18 protein-coding genes are annotated in these 17,040 nt (G+C 70.1%); 13 read left to right on the top strand and 5 right to left on the bottom strand.

The window, feature by feature from the left end; translation table 11 throughout:
• Window positions 1–45: 45 nt before the first annotated feature.
• Both H8B08_RS15280 and H8B08_RS15275 read right to left on the bottom strand, forming a co-directional pair.
• Window positions 46–759, bottom strand: coding sequence for a hypothetical protein (locus H8B08_RS15280; protein WP_370545492.1), 714 nt, complete (start codon window positions 757–759; stop codon window positions 46–48).
• Window positions 760–815: 56 nt separating this feature from the next.
• Window positions 816–1,817 (bottom strand): ligase-associated DNA damage response exonuclease, encoded by a 1,002-nt coding sequence (locus H8B08_RS15275; protein ID WP_187451055.1) that lies wholly within the window; start codon window positions 1,815–1,817, stop codon window positions 816–818.
• A 117-nt stretch (window positions 1,818–1,934) separates the two neighbouring features.
• Between H8B08_RS15275 and H8B08_RS15270 the strand changes: the two genes are divergently transcribed.
• The 5 genes from H8B08_RS15270 (at window position 1,935) to H8B08_RS15250 (ending at window position 4,317) form a co-directional block, all read left to right on the top strand.
• On the top strand, window positions 1,935–2,408 hold the full coding sequence (locus H8B08_RS15270; RefSeq protein ID WP_187451054.1) for a DUF2306 domain-containing protein: 474 nt from the start codon (window positions 1,935–1,937) through the stop codon (window positions 2,406–2,408).
• Window positions 2,405–2,884, top strand: coding sequence for a PaaI family thioesterase (locus H8B08_RS15265; protein WP_187451053.1), 480 nt, complete (start codon window positions 2,405–2,407; stop codon window positions 2,882–2,884). The genes H8B08_RS15270 and H8B08_RS15265 overlap by 4 nt, the downstream gene beginning before the upstream one ends.
• Window positions 2,881–3,303, top strand: coding sequence for a PaaI family thioesterase (locus H8B08_RS15260; protein WP_370545491.1), 423 nt, complete (start codon window positions 2,881–2,883; stop codon window positions 3,301–3,303). The genes H8B08_RS15265 and H8B08_RS15260 overlap by 4 nt, the downstream gene beginning before the upstream one ends.
• 158 nt (window positions 3,304–3,461) lie before the next feature.
• The gene (locus H8B08_RS15255; protein ID WP_187451052.1) at window positions 3,462–3,803 is read left to right on the top strand and encodes a hypothetical protein; all 342 of its coding nucleotides are present in this window, start codon (window positions 3,462–3,464) and stop codon (window positions 3,801–3,803) included.
• A gap of 79 nt (window positions 3,804–3,882) precedes the next feature.
• A complete protein-coding gene (locus tag H8B08_RS15250) occupies window positions 3,883–4,317 on the top strand; it encodes a hypothetical protein (RefSeq protein ID WP_187451051.1) in 435 nt (144 codons plus the stop codon).
• Window positions 4,318–4,350: 33 nt separating this feature from the next.
• On the opposite strand, the gene H8B08_RS15245 is transcribed toward H8B08_RS15250, so the two are convergent.
• Both H8B08_RS15245 and H8B08_RS15240 read right to left on the bottom strand, forming a co-directional pair.
• Window positions 4,351–6,039: a lysine--tRNA ligase gene (locus H8B08_RS15245; protein WP_187451050.1), complete on the bottom strand. Its 1,689-nt coding sequence runs from the start codon at window positions 6,037–6,039 to the stop codon at window positions 4,351–4,353.
• A 32-nt stretch (window positions 6,040–6,071) separates the two neighbouring features.
• Window positions 6,072–6,746, bottom strand: a complete 675-nt coding sequence (locus H8B08_RS15240; protein ID WP_187451049.1) for an HAD family phosphatase — start codon at window positions 6,744–6,746, stop codon at window positions 6,072–6,074.
• 78 nt (window positions 6,747–6,824) lie between these two features.
• Between H8B08_RS15240 and H8B08_RS15235 the strand changes: the two genes are divergently transcribed.
• From H8B08_RS15235 to H8B08_RS15215, 5 genes are all read left to right on the top strand, one after another.
• On the top strand, window positions 6,825–7,661 hold the full coding sequence (locus H8B08_RS15235; RefSeq protein WP_222934511.1) for an RMD1 family protein: 837 nt from the start codon (window positions 6,825–6,827) through the stop codon (window positions 7,659–7,661).
• A gap of 93 nt (window positions 7,662–7,754) precedes the next feature.
• A complete protein-coding gene (locus H8B08_RS15230) occupies window positions 7,755–8,249 on the top strand; it encodes a MerR family DNA-binding transcriptional regulator (protein WP_187451048.1) in 495 nt (164 codons plus the stop codon).
• 18 nt (window positions 8,250–8,267) lie between these two features.
• Window positions 8,268–10,052 carry an acyl-CoA dehydrogenase C-terminal domain-containing protein gene (locus tag H8B08_RS15225; protein WP_187451047.1) on the top strand — a complete coding sequence of 595 codons (1,785 nt, stop codon included), beginning with the start codon at window positions 8,268–8,270 and terminating at the stop codon, window positions 10,050–10,052.
• Window positions 10,053–10,145: 93 nt separating this feature from the next.
• On the top strand, window positions 10,146–11,309 hold the full coding sequence (locus tag H8B08_RS15220; RefSeq protein WP_187451046.1) for an acyl-CoA dehydrogenase family protein: 1,164 nt from the start codon (window positions 10,146–10,148) through the stop codon (window positions 11,307–11,309).
• A 122-nt stretch (window positions 11,310–11,431) separates the two neighbouring features.
• On the top strand, window positions 11,432–13,303 hold the full coding sequence (locus H8B08_RS15215; protein ID WP_187451045.1) for a response regulator: 1,872 nt from the start codon (window positions 11,432–11,434) through the stop codon (window positions 13,301–13,303).
• A gap of 74 nt (window positions 13,304–13,377) precedes the next feature.
• On the opposite strand, the gene H8B08_RS15210 is transcribed toward H8B08_RS15215, so the two are convergent.
• Entirely contained in the window at window positions 13,378–14,271 is an 894-nt protein-coding gene (locus H8B08_RS15210; protein ID WP_187451044.1) for a branched-chain amino acid aminotransferase, read from the bottom strand.
• Between the two features lie 85 nt (window positions 14,272–14,356).
• Between H8B08_RS15210 and H8B08_RS15205 the strand changes: the two genes are divergently transcribed.
• The 3 genes from H8B08_RS15205 (at window position 14,357) to H8B08_RS15195 (ending at window position 16,967) form a co-directional block, all read left to right on the top strand.
• Complete coding sequence (locus H8B08_RS15205) at window positions 14,357–15,046, top strand: response regulator (protein ID WP_187451043.1); 690 nt, start codon at window positions 14,357–14,359, stop codon at window positions 15,044–15,046.
• Window positions 15,046–16,401: an ATP-binding protein gene (locus tag H8B08_RS15200; protein ID WP_187451042.1), complete on the top strand. Its 1,356-nt coding sequence runs from the start codon at window positions 15,046–15,048 to the stop codon at window positions 16,399–16,401. The genes H8B08_RS15205 and H8B08_RS15200 overlap by 1 nt, the downstream gene beginning before the upstream one ends.
• Before the next feature lie 74 nt (window positions 16,402–16,475).
• Complete coding sequence (locus tag H8B08_RS15195; RefSeq protein ID WP_187451041.1) at window positions 16,476–16,967, top strand: hypothetical protein; 492 nt, start codon at window positions 16,476–16,478, stop codon at window positions 16,965–16,967.
• Window positions 16,968–17,040: the final 73 nt, after the last annotated feature.

Genomic DNA, 17,040 nt, shown 5'->3' with positions numbered 1-17,040 from the left:
GGGAGGCGGTCGGGGAGTTCGCGGCTCCGCCGGACGGAAACGGGCTTAAGCCGCCCCGTCCTGCTCGAGGACGCTGAGCACGGTGATCTTCTGCCAGATCTTGCGGGCCAGGTCGGTGCTCAGCGCCTCGACGTCGTTGACCGCCGCCACCAGCCGCGCGTCGCGGGTGTGCTCGGCGTAGAGCGCCGCCAGCTTGCCGATCAGCGACAGCATCTCGGCGCAGTAGTCGAGATACCGGTTCAGTTCGAAGCCGGTCATGGTCCGCTTGGGCGAGGCGGCGGTCGGCGTCCCCTCGCCGGTGGTGATGGTCGGATCCTTGGTCAGCTGGTGCATGTCCACGACGTGGGCGAACGAGCGCAGCTCGTGCAGGTCGGCCAGCGCGCGCCGGCGCTTCAACCGCTCCTCGATGCCCAACAGGAACCACACCGCCGCCCCGCCCAGGATCAGCAGGTTCACGGCCGACTCCAGCGCCTGGGTCAGGTCGGCCACGTCGTCGCCGACCTTGAACCGGTCCCACTGCACGAAGCCGAAGGCCCAGACCTGCAAGGCCACCGCCCCCACCGCGACGGCCAGCACGCCGGCGCGCAGCAACAGGTAGGGACGCCCGATCCGCCGGGCGCGGCGCGATACCGTGCGGGCCACCTCGTTCAGGTCCTTGCAGACCGCGGTCAGGCCCGCGTTCGGAAACCGCTCCGCCATCCGCGCATGCAGGCGTTCCAGGGTGGCGACCACGTCGGCCGATTCAAGATTGCGCCGCACCGGTACCCCCAACGCGCCCGATACCGACGTTAGCAGAGCCGTAAGCGCCCGGCCAATCAGTCGTCCTCGTCCTCGTAGCCGACCAGGGCCAGGGCGCGGGCTCGCACGCCGTTCAGCTCGGACCAGCGCAGCAGGCCTTCCTCGCGCCCGTGGGTGATCCAGAGCTCGCCCGGCGCGACGTCGCGGACGGTCGCGGTCAGCTCGTCCCAGTCGGCGTGGTCGGAGACCACGAGCGGCAGCTCCACCCCGCGCTGACGCGCCCGCGCCCGCACGCCCATCCAGCCGGAGGCGAAGGCGCCCACCGGATCGGCGAAGCGCCGGGCCCAGCGGTCGTTCAGGGCCGAGGGCGGGGCGATGATGATCTCGCCGCCCAGTCCGCCTTTGGCGCCAGTCGCCGGGGCCAGCGGCCCCAGATCGACCCCGTGCGCCTGGTACAGAGCGTTCAGCCGCTCCATCGCCCCGTGGACGTAGATGGTCCGCGTCCAGCCCGCCTCGCGCAGCAGGCAGATCAGCCGCTGCGCCTTACCCAGCGCATAGGCGCCGACCAGGTGGGCGCGGTCGGGAAACTGCTCGGTCGAGCGGATCAGCTTGTAGATCTCGTGCCGGTCGTCGGGATGGCGGAACACCGGCAGGCCGAAGGTCGCCTCGGTGACGAAGACGTCGCAGGGCACCGGCTCGAACGGCGGACAGGTCGGGTCGCGCCGGCGCTTGTAATCGCCCGAAACCACCAGGGTCAGGCCGGCGTGGCGCACCACCGCCTGGGCCGAGCCCAGCACGTGGCCCGCCGGGGCCAGGCTGACCTCGACCCCGTCGCGCGAAACGACCTCGCCGTAGGCCAGGGCTTGGGTCGAGCCGGCGAAGTCCGCCCCGTAACGCTCGGCCATGATCGCCAGGGTCTCGCGCGTGGCCAGCACCACGCCGTGACCGGCGCGGGCGTGGTCGGCGTGGCCGTGGGTGATCACGGCCCGCTCCACCGGGCGGACCGGATCGACGTAGAAGCTCCCCGGCGCGCACCACAGCCCCTCGGGCCGGGGGCACAGGATCTTCTCGGGCCTCACCGCTCGCCTCCGGCGCTATGCCGCAGCCGCCGCACCACGCGGGGCTCCGGGTTTTCATATAGGACCGAGACGAGGGCGAGGTTTCAGAAATTCCGTCGCCGACGAAGGGATCGAGCGGTGAACCTGGAAGCCGTCCACGACGCGCCCTGGCTGGTGGAGGCGCATCTCGCGTCCGCCGCCGCGGCGGTCGCGCTGGGCGCGGTCCAGCTGGCGGCGCCCAAGGGCGCCCTGCCCCATCGCGTGCTCGGCTGGCTGTGGGCCGGCGTGTTCGGCCTCGCCGTCGCGACCTCGGCCCTGCTGCAAGACCAGGTCGCCGGCGTGCCGCGGCTGGGACCGTTCTCCTCCCTGCACCTGTTCACCCTGCTGGCCGTGGTCGGCCTGCCGCTGGGCCTGTGGGCCGCGCGCACGCGCCGCGTGCTGCTGCACCGGGCGGTGATGGTGGGGGTGTTCGCCGGCGTCCTGCTGACCGCGGGCCTGTTCGCCCTCACCCCGGGGCGCCTGCTGAGCCGCATAATGGCCGCGCCGGTGGCCGGCCCCGTCTTGGCCATCGCTTTCCCGGGCGAAGCGCCCGCGGCTATAAGCGGCTCATGAGCCAGCCTCCCATCGCCGACCTGCTCGACCGCCTCGTCAGCAGCAGCCCGCACACCCACGCGCTGGGCCTGTCCCTGGTTTCGGTGGAGGGCGACTTGGTCACCCTGAGGGCGCCCTACCGCGAAGACTTGGTGGGCGATCCCGACACCAAGGTGCTGGCCGGCGGCGTGGTGACGGCCGTGCTCGACCACGCCTGCGGCATGGCGGTGTGGGCGGCGATGAACCGGTTCACCTCGATCGCCACGCTCGACCTGCGCATCGACTACATGCGCCCGGCCAAGCCGGGCCTGGCCCTGATGGCCCAGGCGCGCTGCTACAAGCTCACCCGCTCGGTCGCCTTCGTGCGGGCCTGGGCCTACGACGAGGATCCGGAGGACCCGGTGGCGGCCGCCCAGTCGGCCTTCATGCTGGACTCCGACGCCGGCCGGAAGCCGGGCGCGAATCTGCGGCCCTCTTCCACGGAGGCGGGCGCGTGAACGAAGCGGCGGAAACCCTCGAAGCGATTCTCGGCCGCATCCCCTACGCGCGGTTCCTCGGCCTGCGCGCCGAGCTGGCCGGCGACGAGATGACGGCGATCATGCCCTTCGCCGAGCACCTGATCGGCAACCCGCTGCTGCCGGCCCTGCACGGCGGCGTCACCGGCGCCTTCATGGAGCTGACCGCGATGGCCCAGCTGGCCATCGTCGAGCGCCGCCCGCGCCTGCCCCGGCCGATCGGCGTGACGGTGCAGTACCTGCGCTCGGGCCGGCCGCTGACCACCTACGCCCGCGCCCAGATCAAGAAGGCGGGCCGGCGAATCGCCAACGTCCACGTCGAGGCCTGGCAGGAGACCCGCGCCGCCCCGATCGCGTCCCTGCACGCCCACTTCCTGCTGTCGCAAATCGAGGAAAATTAACGTTTCTCGCCTTCCGGGCGAGTGTTCGTCAGCGGCTACGCTTGACGAACGCCTCCGCTTGCCCGCGAAATCGTGGTTAACAAGTCCCTAAGCTCTACCGTTAACGACGGAAGGGTGTTAAGACCTTGTTAACTTCCTATTCAGTGGGCGGGTCACAAATGCACAAGATCGAAGTCGCCAAGAACGTCGCCGACAAGCTGTTCGCCACCGAGCACGCCGTCGATGAAGCCATGGTCAGCGCGTCGCGCTTCCTTGAATCGATGGTTGAAGCCCGCCGCGAGCTGAACCTGTCGGCCGTCGCCGGCGAAGTCGCCACCAGCCGCGTCGCCGAGGCGATCTCCGCCCTGTCGGAAGCGCGCCGTTCGGTCATGGCCGCGCACGGCGCCCTGGCGAACCTGCAGAGCAAGATGGGCATGGGCGACAACGAGTTCGGCCAAGGCCAGAAGCCGGATCAAGAATCGGGCGTTCGCCCGGCTCTCCGCGTCGCGGCCTCTCAGTAAATTAATCCGGGGCCGCTTGCGGCCAAGGATGCGAGTCTGCCACTTTCGCCCCCGAGGTCAGCCTCGGGGGCGTTTGGTTTTGTTCGACTCGATCTACTCGCAGATCTGGGCGGTCGCCCTTTTGCTCACGTGCGGCCTCGCCCTGTTGAAGGGGGACCGGCCCGAGCAGACCGCCGCGGTCGTTTGCCTGATCAGTTGGCTCGCCACCGTCTTCGCACAGGACGACACGGCGAGTTTTACGCCTGAGCACCTTTGGCTGGCGATCGACACGAGCGTGCTCGCCGTGTTCGTCGGGATCGCCTGGAAGTCGCAGCGCAGCTGGCCGATATTCGCCGCCGCGTTCCAGTCGATCGCGGTCGTCATTCACATCGCCTTCCTGCTCGACCTCTCGATCGGAACCCGCGCTTACATCGCCGCCCTGGCGATCTCCAGCTACGGCGCCCTCGGCGCTCTGGCGGTCGGCACCTGGCGTGTGTGGCGTGAGCGGGAGGCCCTGGGGTTCACCCAGAAGTAAGAGGCGAGCCGCCGGCTCGCCTCCGTACAAGCATCAGCCGGCCACCAACTCGCCGCGCGCGCCCTGCTCGATCAGGGCGACCGTCCGGTCCAGGCCGAAGATCGCCGCGAACGAGCCGAAGCGCGGCCCCTGGGTCTGGCCCAGCAGCACCTCGTAGAGCGCCCCGAACCAGGCCCGCAGCGGCTCGAAGCCGTGGTCCTTGCCGACCGCATAGACCTCGTTCTGGATCAGCTCGCCGTCCTTGCAGTCGGCCGGCAGGGCCTTCAGGCGCGTGGCCAGGTCCTCCAGCGCGGCCTTCTCCCTGGGGTCGGGCAGGCGGAACTGCTTGGCCGGGCGGACGAAGTCCTCGTAATAATTCAGCGCGTAGCCGGCCAAGCGGTCGAGCAGCGGCTCGCTCTGCGGCGTCGCGTCCGGCGCGTAGCGCGACAGGAAGCCCCACAGGGTCGCCTTGTCGGCGGCGTTGGCGGCCGAGACCAGGTTCAGCATCAGGCCGAAGGTGACCGGTGGGCCCTTCTTCGGCGGCTGGCCGTTGTGGACGTGCCAGACCGGGTTCTCGATCGGCGTGGCGTTCGCGCCCTCGGTAACCGTGCGGTTGTAGGCGTCCAGCTGCTGCAGGTACTCGTCGGTCGCCTTCGGCACCACGTCGAAGTGCAGCTTCTTGGCCGACTTGGGGGACTGGAACATGTAGTAGGCGAGGCTCTCCGGCGCGCCGTACCGCAGCCAGTCCTCCATGGTCAGGCCGTTGCCCTTGGACTTGGAGATCTTCTCGCCGTTCTCGTCCAGGAAGAGCTCGTAGTTGAAGCCCTCCGGCGGCTCGCCGCCCAGGATGCGGGCGATGCGCGACGACACCTTGACCGAGTCGATCAGGTCCTTGCCGGCCATCTCGTAGTCGACGCCCAGCGCGACCCAGCGCATGGCCCAGTCGGGCTTCCACTGCATCTTCACCAGGCCGCCGGTGACCGACTGTTCGACCCGCTGGCCGTTCTCGTCCTCGAACACGATGGTGCCGCGCTCGACGTTGCGCTCCAGGGTGGGGACCTGCAGCACCCGGCCGGTGGTCGGGCTCACGGGAAGGAAGGGCGAGTAGGTGGCGCGCCGGTCCGGCCCCAGGGTCGGCAGCATCACCGCCTGGATTTCGTCGAAGCGCGCCAGCGCCTTCAGCAGGGTCTCGTCGAAGCGGCCCGAGCGGTAGCAGTCGGTGGCCGACAGGAACTCGTAGTCGAAGCCGAACGAGTCCAGGAAGGCGCGCAGGCGCGCGTTGTTGTGGCGGCCGAAGCTGTCGTGCTCGCCGAACGGGTCGCGCACCACGGTCAGCGGCTTGCCCAGGTCCTCGGCCAGCATCTCCTTGTTCGGCACGTTGTCCGGCACCTTGCGCAGGCCGTCCATGTCGTCCGAGAAGCAGACCAGCCGGGTCGGCAGGTGGTCGTCGGTGAGCGCGCGGAAAGCCGCGCGCACCATGGAGGTGCGCGCCACTTCGCCGAAGGTGCCGATGTGCGGCAGGCCCGAGGGGCCGTAGCCGGTCTCGAAGATCACCGCCCGCCCCAGCGCCGGGAAGGTGGTCACCGCCTCGTCCGCCTTGCCTTTCTGCAGCAGGCTGGCCGCCAGGTCGCGTTCCGCGTCGTCGTTCAGACGCGTTTTCAGGAGCCGCGCCAGCAGGTTGCGCGCTTGCTCGAAGGGCCAGGCCCGGCCGTCGCGGGCGATCGAAGAGAGACCGTGTTGCATGGCGCGGGGCTTAGGCGGCGCGCCGCCCCGGGTCAACGTCCCCAGCCGCTCCACAACGCCTCGGCCTCGGCCCAGGAGCCCAGCACCCGTTCCGCCCCCGCCTCGGCCAGCCGCCCGGCGGTGACCGGATCCATGTGGCCCCCGCCCGCGAACCCCCAGACCGTCATGCCGGCCGCCAGCGCCGCGCGCACGCCGTTGAGGCTGTCTTCCAGCGCCAGGCAGCGGCGCGGATCGGCCCTGATCCTGTCGGCGGCGTAGAGGAAGACGTCGGGGTGCGGCTTGCCGCGCGCGACCAGCTCGGCCGAATAGACGTGCGGATCGAACAACGGCAGCAGACCGGTCTGGTCCAGCTTCTTGCGGAGGTGGACCGCGCCGCTGGAGCTGGCCACCGCCCGGGCCAGCGGCAGGGCTTCGACCGCCGCCGCGACCCCGGCGATCTCGGCCAGACGCTCGGCGCAGGCGGCGACGAAGCGCGCCTGCAGGTCGGGCATGAAGTTCTCGGCCAGCGGGCGCCCGGTGGCGGCGCGGCAGTCCGCGTCCAGCGCTTCCAGCAGCGGCCCCGGCGGCAGGCCCAGAAAGCGCGCCTTGTACTCGACCAGGTCGTAGGTCACGCCGAGCTCGGCCATCGCCTCCAGCTCGACCTCCAGCGACAGCACCTCGCTGTCAACCAGGACACCGTCGCAATCGAAGATCACGGCGTCGAACATGCAGGCGCTCCGGGTGGTTACCGCGACGCCCGGTCTAGGCTGCGTCGCGCCGGGCGCAAAGCCGTGAGCCCCCGCCCGATGGCCGACGTCGTGCCGCCTGCCCCCGCCCCGCCCCGGCCGCTGCTCAGCGGACGACCGATGGCGACGGCGCGCGCGCTGCTGCTCGGCGACCGGATCAACACCGCCGGGCTGGAGCGCAGCGACGTCTACGCCACCTCGCCCCTGTGCTTCCGCGTCGGCGACGGCTTTGCGGCGGTGTTCCGCTACGGCGTCGTCGTGCTGGTCGGCCTGACCCCGCTGGAAGAGGACGAGGTGCTGCGCGGGCTGAGGCCGCGGGTCAGCGAACCGGTGGAGACGCGCGAGGAAGAGGCCGTGCCGATCCGACTCGCGCGCGAAGGCGAGGAAGGCGTCGGGCCGGACGGGACGGTGCAGTTGCGCGCCTTCAGCCCCGAGCATCTGATGGTCGTGGCCGACGTGCTGGCCAAGAGCACGGCCCTGGCCCACGACGAGCGGCAGGTGGCCTCGGTGTTCGACACGCTCGAGCCGTTCGCCGGGCGGTTGGCCGCGGACGGGCGCGCGCCCGGCGGCCGGCGCGCCATGCTGAAGCTGATCGGCTCGGCCCTGCTGGTCCAGCACCGAGTGTCGGCGCGGGTGGCGGTGCAGGAGCGGCCCGACGTGCTGTGGGACCGCCCCGACCTGGACCGGCTCTATTCGCGCCTGGAGGACGAGTACGAGCTGACCGAGCGGGCCGACACCCTGAACCGCAAGATCGAGGTGATCGGCAAGACCGCGACCGCCCTGACCGACCTGATCGACACCCAGCGGTCGCTGCGGTTGGAAATCCTGATCGTGCTGCTGATCGCCGCCGAGATCGTGCTGACCCTCTGGCAGATGGGCTTCGGCGGCGGGCACTGAGCGCGGCGCCGCGCCGCAGGCGTGGCGATTGCCGTTGACGCGAGCGTAAAGATGGACCTTCCCTTTACGCACGCGTCAAGTTAGATTTGAGCCATGACCATCGCCGACGACCGCCGGACCTATTCGATCCGCCAGCTCTGCCGCGAGTTCGACGTCACCGCGCGCGCGCTGCGCTTCTACGAAGACAAGGAACTGCTGTTCCCGTCCCGCCGCGGACAGACGCGGGTGTTCTCCGCGCGCGACCGCGCCCGGCTGCAGCTGATCCTGCGCGGCAAGCGCATCGGCTTCTCCCTGGTGGAGATCCGCGAGCTGCTCGAGCTCTACGACCGCAAGGACGGCAACGCCGTGCAGATGGCCGAGACGCTGAAGCGTTTCCGCGCCCAGCTCGACACCCTCAAGCGCCAGCGGCAGGACCTCGACGAGGCCATCGACACCGTCGAGAAGGGCTGCGCCTGGCTGGAGGAGAAGGTGGCCGAGCACCGCCCGGACCTGCTGCCCCAGGCGGCCGACTACGAGACCCTGCTGCGCGCCCGGCTCGGCGAAGACGCCGCCGACGACGCGCCCGCCCCCACCCGCAAGACCGCCTAAACGAGGACCAGGAAAACCATGGCCTACAAAGCGCCCGTCCGCGACTTCACCTTCCTGCTGACCGACGTCCTCGACATCGACCGGTATTCGAACCTGCCGGGCTTCGCCGACGCCTCCTCCGACCTGGTGGCCCAGATCCTCGAGGAGGGCGCGAAGTTCGCCGAGGAAGTGATCGCGCCGCTGAACAAGACGGGCGACCAGGAAGGCTGCAAGCTGAACGCCGACGGCACGGTGACCACGCCGACCGGCTGGCGCGCCGCCTACAAGCAGATGGTCGAGGCCGGCTGGCCGGCGCTCAGCTCCGACCCGGCCTACGGCGGCCAGGGCATGCCGGCCGTGGTGTCGATGGCCTACGGCCAGATGACCGCCGCCGCCAGCGCCGCCTTCTCCATGTACCCGGGCCTGACCCACGGCGTGTACTCGGCCCTGATCGCGGCCGGCTCCGAGGAGCAGAAGGCCACCTACCTGCCCAAGCTGGTCTCCGGCGAGTGGGGCGGCACCATGAACCTGACCGAGCCGCAGTGCGGCACGGACCTGGGCATGATCCGCACCAAGGCCGTGCCGAACGGCGACGGCAGCTACCAAATCACCGGCCAGAAGATCTGGATCAGCTCCGGCGAGCACGACTTCACCGACAACATCATCCACCTGGTGCTGGCCCGCATCGAAGGCGCGCCCCAGGGCGTGAAGGGCATCAGCCTGTTCGTGGTGCCCAAGTTCTTCGTCAACGCCGACGGCAGCCTGGGCGAGCGCAACAACGCCAAGTGCGCCGGCCTCGAGCACAAGATGGGCATCCACGGCAACGCCACCGCCGTGATGGCCTACGACGACGCCAAGGGCTGGCTCGTCGGCAAGGAGAACGAAGGCCTCAAGGCCATGTTCGTGATGATGAACGAGGCGCGCCTCGGCACCGGCCTGCAGGGCCTGTCGATCGGCGCCGCCGCCTACCAGGCGGCCGTCGAGTTCGCCAAGGAGCGCCTGCAGGGCCGCTCCCTGACCGGCCCGAAGAACCCGGACGGCCCGGCGGACCCGATCATCGTCCACCCGGACGTGCGCCGCATGCTGATGGAGTCCAAGGCCTTCATCGAAGGCGGCCAGGCCTTCGTGCTGTGGACCGCGCTGCACGCCGACCTGCAGCACTCGCCCGACGAGGCCGTGGCCACCAAGGCCAAGGACTACATGGGCCTGCTGACCCCGGTGCTGAAAGCCTACCTGACCGACCGCGGCTTCCACGTCGCCTCGCAGGCCATGCAGGTGCACGGCGGCTCGGGCTACACCGAGCACTTCCCGGCCTCGCAGTACCTGCGCGACGCCCGCATCACCATGATCTACGAGGGCACCAACGGCGTGCAGGCCCTGGACCTGGTCGGCCGCAAGCTGGCCGCCAACGGCGGCCGCGCGGTGATGACCTTCTTCCAGGAAGTCGACGCCTACGTCGCCGAGCGCCAGGCGAACGCCGAGCTGAAGCCGTTCCTGGACGGCCTGGCCGACACCAAGGCCAAGCTGCAGGAGGCCACCTTCTGGCTGATGCAGAACGGCGTGGCCAACCCGGACAACGCCGGCGCCGCCTCGACCGACTACCTGCACGTCTTCGGCCTGACCGCGCTGGCCTACATGTGGGCGCAGATGGCCGAGGCCGCCCAGGCCAAGATCGCCGCCGGCGACACCGATCCCTTCTACGCGAGCAAGCTGACCACCGGCCGCTTCTTCCTGGAGCGGATCCTGCCCGACGCGGCCGGCCACCTGGCCAAGCTGAAGACCGGCGCCGACACCATGATGGCCCTGCCGGCCGAAGCCTTCTGATCCGACGACGCCGGCGGCCCGAAAGGCCGCCGGCGTTTTCGTTTCAGCCCCCCCCTGAACACACGACAAGAAGCGTACCGAGGAAGCCCGCCGATGAACGTCCTGAACGTGGAAGAACCCGCCTTCATGCAGGAAGAGGACGTGCGCCTCTTCGACGACATGGTCGCCCGCTTCGTCCAGGACCACGCTTCGCCGGAAGAGACCGCCCGCTGGCGCGCCAATCAGGCGGTGCCGCGCGAGTTGTGGAACCAGGCCGGGGCGGCCGGCCTGCTGTGCGTCTCGGCGCCGGAGGAATACGGCGGCGCCGGCGGCGACTATCGTCACGAGGCGGTGCTGATGCGCCAGCTGGGCTGGCAGGGCGCAGACCACTTCGGCATCTCGCTGCACAACGCCATCGTCGCCCCGTACATCTGGCACTACGGCACCGAGGAGCAGAAGCAGCGCTGGCTGCCAGGCATGTGCACCGGCGACTTCGTCGGCGCCATCGCCATGACCGAGCCGGGCGCCGGCTCCGACCTGCAGGGCGTGAAGACCACCGCGCGCCGCGACGGCGACCACTACGTCATCAACGGGTCGAAGACCTTCATCACCAACGGCCAGCTGGCCAACCTGATCTGCGTCGTGGCCAAGACCGACCCGTCGGCCGGGGCCAAGGGCACCTCGCTGATCTTCGTCGAGACCGACGGCTGCGAAGGCTTCGAGCGCGGCCGCAACCTCCACAAGATCGGCATGGAGGGCAACGACACCTCCGAGCTGTTCTTCAACGACGTGCGGGTGCCGGTCGACAACGTGCTGGGCGGGGCCGAGGGCCTGGGCTTCATCCAGCTGATGCAGCAGCTGCCGCAGGAACGCCTGAACATCGCCGTCCAGGGGGTGGCCGCGGCCGAGCGCGCGCTCGCCACCACCCTCGACTACGTGAAGAGCCGCAAGGCCTTCGGCAAGGCGGTGATCGACTTCCAGAACACCCAGTTCAAGCTGGCCGAGTGCAAGACCAAGCTGACCGTCGCCAAGGTGTTCGTCGACTACTGCATCGGCAAGCTGATCAAGGGCGAGCTGGATCCGGCCACCGCCTCCATGGCCAAGTACTGGGTGAGCGACATCCAGGGCGAGGTGATCGACGAGTGCCTGCAGCTGCACGGCGGCTACGGCTACATGGAGGAGTATCCGGTGGCCCAGCTCTACAAGGACGCCCGGGTGCAGCGGATCTACGGCGGCACCAACGAGATCATGAAGCTCCTGATCGCCCGTTCGCTCTGAGCCGCCTTAACCTCGAAATCCGGTTTTCCTTCACGCCCCGTTAGTCTCGTTCGTCTAGGCTCGATCGCTACCGAATGCGCTCACCTAACGGCGGTATCGGCTTCGGGGCGGAAGGATCCGGCATGACGGCTGCGGTCGAATCGACGGGATTGGTGCAGGCCGCGCGCACGCGCCGGACGCATCTGGCCCGTCGTTTCGTGCTGGCGTCGCTGGCCGCCCTGGCGATGAGCCGGCTGCTGGGCTGGGAAATCAGCATGGCCTGGATGGTCGCCTACGGGGCGACCCAGCTGGCCGAAGTCGCCGCCTTCGGCCCCCTGCCCCCGGAAACCGCGCGCCTCCCCGTCTGGCGCGCCGCCCTGGGCTCGGCCTGCCTGTTCGCCAGCGGGGCGATCTTCGGCGCCCTGTCGGTGCCGCTGTGGATCCTCGGCGGGCCGCTGGGCGGGGTCTGCGCCGCCTTCGTGCTGTCGGCCGCAGTGATCAACGGCGTGGTCAACACGCCCACCTCGCGCCTGGCCATCAGCGTGACGCTGGCGCCCTATTTCATCTACCTGATCACCACGCCGCTGTTCGTCCGCTATTTCGGCGGCAGCGGCGCCTACGACACCGCCATCGTCATGGGCGCGGTGATCTTCTTCGGCAACTCGGCCTTCCTGTGGAAGGCGCTGGACGGGACGCGCGCCTCTGAAGCCGCCGCCCGGGCCGAGAGCGAGCGCAAGCGCGCCGAGGCCGAAGCCGCCAACGCCGCCCGCACCGCCTTTGTCGCCACCGTCAGCCACGAGCTGCGCACCCCGATCAGCGGCATGCTGGCCGGCGCCGCCGAACTGGAGCGCACCGCCCGCGATTCCGGCGCCCGCTCAAACGCCGCCCTGATCTCCGACGCCGCACGCATGATGAAGGCGCTGCTGGACGACCTGCTGGACCACTCCAAGCTGGAAGCCGGCCGCATGTCGGTCGAGAACGTCGCCTTCGACTTGCGCGGCGTGCTGGCCCAGACCGCCCGCTTCTGGGGCGCGGAAGCCCGCAAGCAGGGCCTGCGCCTGCGTGTCGAAGGCTCGGCCGGCCTGCCGAACTTCGTCGAGGGCGACCCGACCCGCCTGCGCCAGATCCTCAACAACCTGATCTCGAACGCGGTGAAGTTCACCAAGCAGGGCTCTGTCACCCTGCGCCTGTCGGCCTGGCCGGCGGAGGACGGCGCCGTGGCCCTGCGCTTCCAGGTGGCCGACACCGGCACGGGCATGGACGCCGAGCAGCTGGGCCGCCTGTTCACCCCGTTCGAACAGCTCGACGCCGACGCCGCGCGCCGTCACGGCGGCACGGGCCTGGGCCTGGCCATCAGCCGCCAGCTGGCCCGTCTGATGGGCGGTCATCTGGTCGCCTTCAGCGTAAAGGACCAGGGCTCGGTCTTCACCCTGGCCCTGACCCTGCCTCTGGCCGTGGCGGCCGCTGACAACCCGGCTCAGACCGAGCCGTTCGTCTTCCAGGCCCGCGGCTTCGCGCCCGCGCCCGAGCCGGTCGCGCCCGCGGTCGAGCCGGCGCCGACGGTCGCCGCCGAACCCGCCGGGCCGGAAGCCGCCGACGAAGGCGACGAGCGTCCGCTGCGCGTGCTGATCGTCGACGACCATGAGATCAACCGCCGCGCCGTGCAGCTGGTGCTGCAGCCGCTGGGCGCCGACATCGCCACCGCCTCGCACGGCCGCATGGCCCTGGAGATGGCCGGGGCCGAGGCCTTCGACGTCATCTTCATGGACGTGCGCATGCCGGAGATGGACGGCAGAGAGACCACGCGCCGCCTGCGCGCCGCCGCCGGCCCCAACCAGCACACCCCGGTGATCGCGGTGACCGCCGACACCGGCGACGACGACGTCGCCGCCTGCATGGCCGCGGGCATGACCTACTTCGTGTCCAAGCCGCTGGATCCGGCCCGCCTGCTGGGCGCCCTGTCCGAGGTCCTCTCCGCCGCGGAAGCGGAACCGGCGGATCGCGCGGTCGCCTGAACCCCAGGAGCCGAAAACAAAAAGCCCCGCCTCTTACGAAGCGGGGCCTTTCGCACTCACGAGGGATCGGTTCGTTAAGCGGCGACCGACTGGGCCTCGCGCCGCACCAGGCGGCTGTAGTCGTCCATCAGCGCCTTGCTCAGGGCGCCGGGGGTGAACTTGTACTCGCCGATCTCGGCGACCGGGGTGACCTCGGCGGCGGTGCCGGTGACGAAGCACTCGGTGAAGTCGGCCAGTTCCTCGGGGCGGATGTGGCGGACCACCACTTCCAGGCAGCGGGCCTTGGCCAGCTCGATCACCGTCTGACGAGTGATGCCGTCCAGGATGGCGTCGACCGGCGGGGTGTGGACCACGCCGTCCTTGATGAAGAACACGTTGGCGCCGGTGGCCTCGGCCACGTAGCCGCGCCAGTCCAGCATCATGGCGTCGGCGTAGCCTTCACGCTCCGCCGCCATCTTGGAGATGGTGCAGATCATGTAGAGGCCGGCGGCCTTGGCGGCGCTGGGGGCGGTCAGCGGGTCCGGCCGGCGGTACTTCGCCCAGGCCAGGCGGATGCCCTTCATCTTGGTGGCTGCGTCGAAATAGCTCGGCCACTCCCACGCGGCGATCGCTACATGGATCTTCGAGTTAGGGGCCGACACGCCGATCTGCTCGGCGCCGCGGAAGGCGACCGGGCGGATGTAGCAGTCGGTCAGGCCGGCGCGGGCGCAGGTGTCCTTGCAGGCCTGATCGATCTCGGCCACGCTGTAAGGAATCTGGAAGTCCAGCATCTCCGCGGACCGGAACAGACGCTCGGTATGCTCCCGCAGCTTGAAGATCTCGCCGTTGTACATGCGCTCGCCCTCGAACACCGAGGAGCCGTAGTGCAGCGCGTGGGTCAGAACGTGGGTCTTCGCTTCGCGCCAGGGCACGAATTCGCCGTTCATCCAGATCCAGCCGTCACGATCGTCGAAAGGAACGAACGACATTGAACGTTTTCTCCCTAATTCGGCCGGAGTTTAGACGCCTCTTTCCCGGACGCGTCAACCGCGCGGCTGTCCTTGGAGGTGAAACGTGATCGGGTCGGAATCGGGTCAAAGACACCTGCTGGTGGTCGACGACGACGACCGCATCCGTGATCTCCTCAAGGAGTTCCTCACCCGCTCCGGCTTCCGGGTCACCACCGCCGCCCACGCCGGTGCGGCGCGTCGCCTCATGGAGTTGCTCGACTTCGACCTCATCGTGCTCGACGTGATGATGCCGGGCGAGGACGGCTTCTCCCTGACCGCCTGGGTGCGCAGCCGCGGCGCCGCGCCGGTGCTGCTGCTGACCGCGCGCGGCCTGCCGCAGGACCGCATCGAAGGCCTGCGCCTGGGCGCCGACGACTATCTGGGCAAGCCGTTCGAGCCGCAGGAACTGCTGCTTCGCATCGAGGCCATCCTGCGCCGCGCCGGGCCGAAGCCGACCGGTCCCAAGAGCGTCAAGCTGGGGTCCTACGACTTCGACCTTGAGCGCGCCGAGCTCACCTGCGACGGCTCGCTGGTCCGTCTGACCGAGGCCGAGGCTCAGCTGCTGAAGCTGCTGGCCGTCAACGCCCACGCGGCGGTCGACCGGATCGACCTGGCCCGCGACAGCGCCGACGCGGCCGGCCGCGCCGTCGACGTGCAGGTCACCCGCCTGCGCCGAAAGATCGAAACCGATCCGCGCAACCCCCGCTACCTGCAGACCGTGCGCGGCGTGGGCTACATGCTCGCCCCGGACTGATGCGCCTGCTGCCCGCCCGCCTCTGGCCGCGCTTTCTGAAGCGACGCCTGCCCTCCTCTCTGTGGGGGCGGGCGCTGCTGATCATCGTCCTGCCCGTCGCCCTGATGCAGGTGGCGGTGACCTGGGTGTTCTTCGACGCCCACTGGCAGACGGTGACCGCGCGCCTGTCGGAAGGCCTGGCGGGCGACATCGCCTGGGCGGTGGAGAGCTACAAGGAAGACCCGCGCCCTGAGAACCTGCGCGAAATCGCCGACCGGGCCGAGCGGTCCATGCAGCTGTCGATCGTGCTGCAGGAGGGCCGCAGCCTGCCCGGCGGCGGCCGGCGCCGCGGCTCCCTGTTCGGGGCGCTGGACCGCTCGTTGTCGCAGGCGCTCGATTCCAGGCTGGACGATCCGTTCTGGTTCGACGCCTCGGGCCGGCGCTACCCGGCCTATGTCGACATCCGCGTGCAGGTCCCCCACGGCGTGATGCGGATCATCGCCCCGCGCGACCGGGCGGTGGCCACCCGCGGCCACATCTTCCTGCTGTGGCTGGGCGGGGCGACCGTGCTGCTGACCTCCGTCGCCATCCTGTTCATCCGCAATCAGGTGCGCGCCATCGAGCGGCTGGCCTCGGCCGCCGACGCTTTCGGCCGCGGGGCCGAGGTCCCCGACTTCAAGCCGCACGGGGCCAAGGAGGTGCGCCAGGCGGCGCACGCCTTCCTGGACATGCGCGAACGCATCCAACGCCATTTCGAACAGCGCACCGCCCTGCTCGCCTCGGTCAGCCACGACCTGCGCACCCCGCTCACCCGCCTCAAGCTCGAGCTCGCCCTGGCCGAACCGTCGCGGCGGGTGAACGACATGAAGCGTGACCTCGGCGAGATGGAGCACATGATCGACGAGTACCTCGCCTTCGCCCGCGGCGAGGGCGGCGAGATGCTCGAGACCGTGGCGGTGCGCGAGCTGATCGACGGCGTGGCCGAAGGCGCGCGCCGGGTCGGCGCGAGTGTCGAGGTGGAGGCCGATCCCGGCCTGGAGGCCACCCTGCGCCCCAACGCCGTCCGGCGCGCCCTGTCCAACCTGGTGATGAACGCCGCGGCCCACGGCGAGAAGATCCGGGTCGCAGCCCGCACCCTGCCCTCCGGCGGCGTGGAGTTCGCCGTCGACGACGACGGCCCAGGCATCGAGCCCGAGAATTACGAGGAAGCGTTCAAGCCGTTCTCGCGCCTGGACGAGGCGCGCAACCAGAACGTCAAGGGCGTGGGCCTGGGCCTGGCCATCGCCCGCGACGTGGCCCGCAGCCACGGCGGCGACGTCACCCTGGACCGCAGCAGTATGGGCGGCCTGCGCGCCCTGGTCCGCCTGCCCGGCTGATCACTTTTCGGGGACAGGCCCTAGCCGCGGAACCGATCGCCCTCATCTCAGGGTGCGCGCTTTCGGAGGCTTCCATGCGCAGCGTCGTGCTGGCCCTCGCCCTCGCCCTCACCGCCGGCCCCGTCCTGGCGGCCGGCCCGCCGATCTCCGAGGTCACCGTCACCATCGGCCCGGCGCTGCAGACCAAGGCCGAAAAGGAGTACGGCGTCGCCGAGGTCAGGCAACTGGCCGCCGACCTGGAGACCGACGTCGAACGCGCGCTCAAGCGCGGCGGACGTCTGGCCGATCACGGCGGCGGTCGCCTGGAGCTGGTGCTGGTCGACGCCGTCCCGAACCGCCCGACCGACCAGCAGCTGACCGCCACGCCCTGGATGACCCGGCGCGGGATCGGCACCGGAGGCGCGGCGATCGAAGGCCGCCTGATCGGCGCCGACGGCAAGACCACGCCGGTCGCCTACAAGTGGTACCAGACCGACATCCGCTTCTCTTACGGCTCGGGCACCTGGACCGACGCCGGCTACGCCTTCGACAAGTTCGCCGATCGCCTGGCCCGGGGCGAGTACTAGGCGGTTACCTCGCCGCACTTGGCGTTTGTCGATTTTTGACGCTCGCCTCTGGCGAAGCTCCGCGCGACACCTA

Origin of the sequence: Caulobacter sp. 17J80-11 (genome assembly GCF_014349105.1) — a bacterium.
Lineage (GTDB): Bacteria > Pseudomonadota > Alphaproteobacteria > Caulobacterales > Caulobacteraceae > 17J80-11.
This window is presented reverse-complemented; position numbering and strand designations above follow the sequence as displayed.

Excerpts from the sequence above, each read along its gene's own strand:
- H8B08_RS15245 (WP_187451050.1), bottom strand. The coding sequence starts at position 6,039 with ATGCAACACGGTCTCTCTTCGATCGCCCGCGACGGCCGGGCCTGGCCC.
- H8B08_RS15230 (WP_187451048.1), top strand. The coding sequence starts at position 7,755 with ATGACCATCGCCGACGACCGCCGGACCTATTCGATCCGCCAGCTCTGC.
- H8B08_RS15195 (WP_187451041.1), top strand. The coding sequence starts at position 16,476 with ATGCGCAGCGTCGTGCTGGCCCTCGCCCTCGCCCTCACCGCCGGCCCC.
- H8B08_RS15265 (WP_187451053.1), top strand. The coding sequence starts at position 2,405 with ATGAGCCAGCCTCCCATCGCCGACCTGCTCGACCGCCTCGTCAGCAGC.
- H8B08_RS15255 (WP_187451052.1), top strand. The coding sequence starts at position 3,462 with ATGCACAAGATCGAAGTCGCCAAGAACGTCGCCGACAAGCTGTTCGCC.
- H8B08_RS15240 (WP_187451049.1), bottom strand. The coding sequence starts at position 6,746 with ATGTTCGACGCCGTGATCTTCGATTGCGACGGTGTCCTGGTTGACAGC.
- H8B08_RS15200 (WP_187451042.1), top strand. The coding sequence starts at position 15,046 with ATGCGCCTGCTGCCCGCCCGCCTCTGGCCGCGCTTTCTGAAGCGACGC.
- H8B08_RS15210 (WP_187451044.1), bottom strand. The coding sequence starts at position 14,271 with ATGTCGTTCGTTCCTTTCGACGATCGTGACGGCTGGATCTGGATGAAC.
- H8B08_RS15225 (WP_187451047.1), top strand. The coding sequence starts at position 8,268 with ATGGCCTACAAAGCGCCCGTCCGCGACTTCACCTTCCTGCTGACCGAC.
- H8B08_RS15215 (WP_187451045.1), top strand. The coding sequence starts at position 11,432 with ATGACGGCTGCGGTCGAATCGACGGGATTGGTGCAGGCCGCGCGCACG.
- H8B08_RS15235 (WP_222934511.1), top strand. The coding sequence starts at position 6,825 with ATGGCCGACGTCGTGCCGCCTGCCCCCGCCCCGCCCCGGCCGCTGCTC.
- H8B08_RS15220 (WP_187451046.1), top strand. The coding sequence starts at position 10,146 with ATGAACGTCCTGAACGTGGAAGAACCCGCCTTCATGCAGGAAGAGGAC.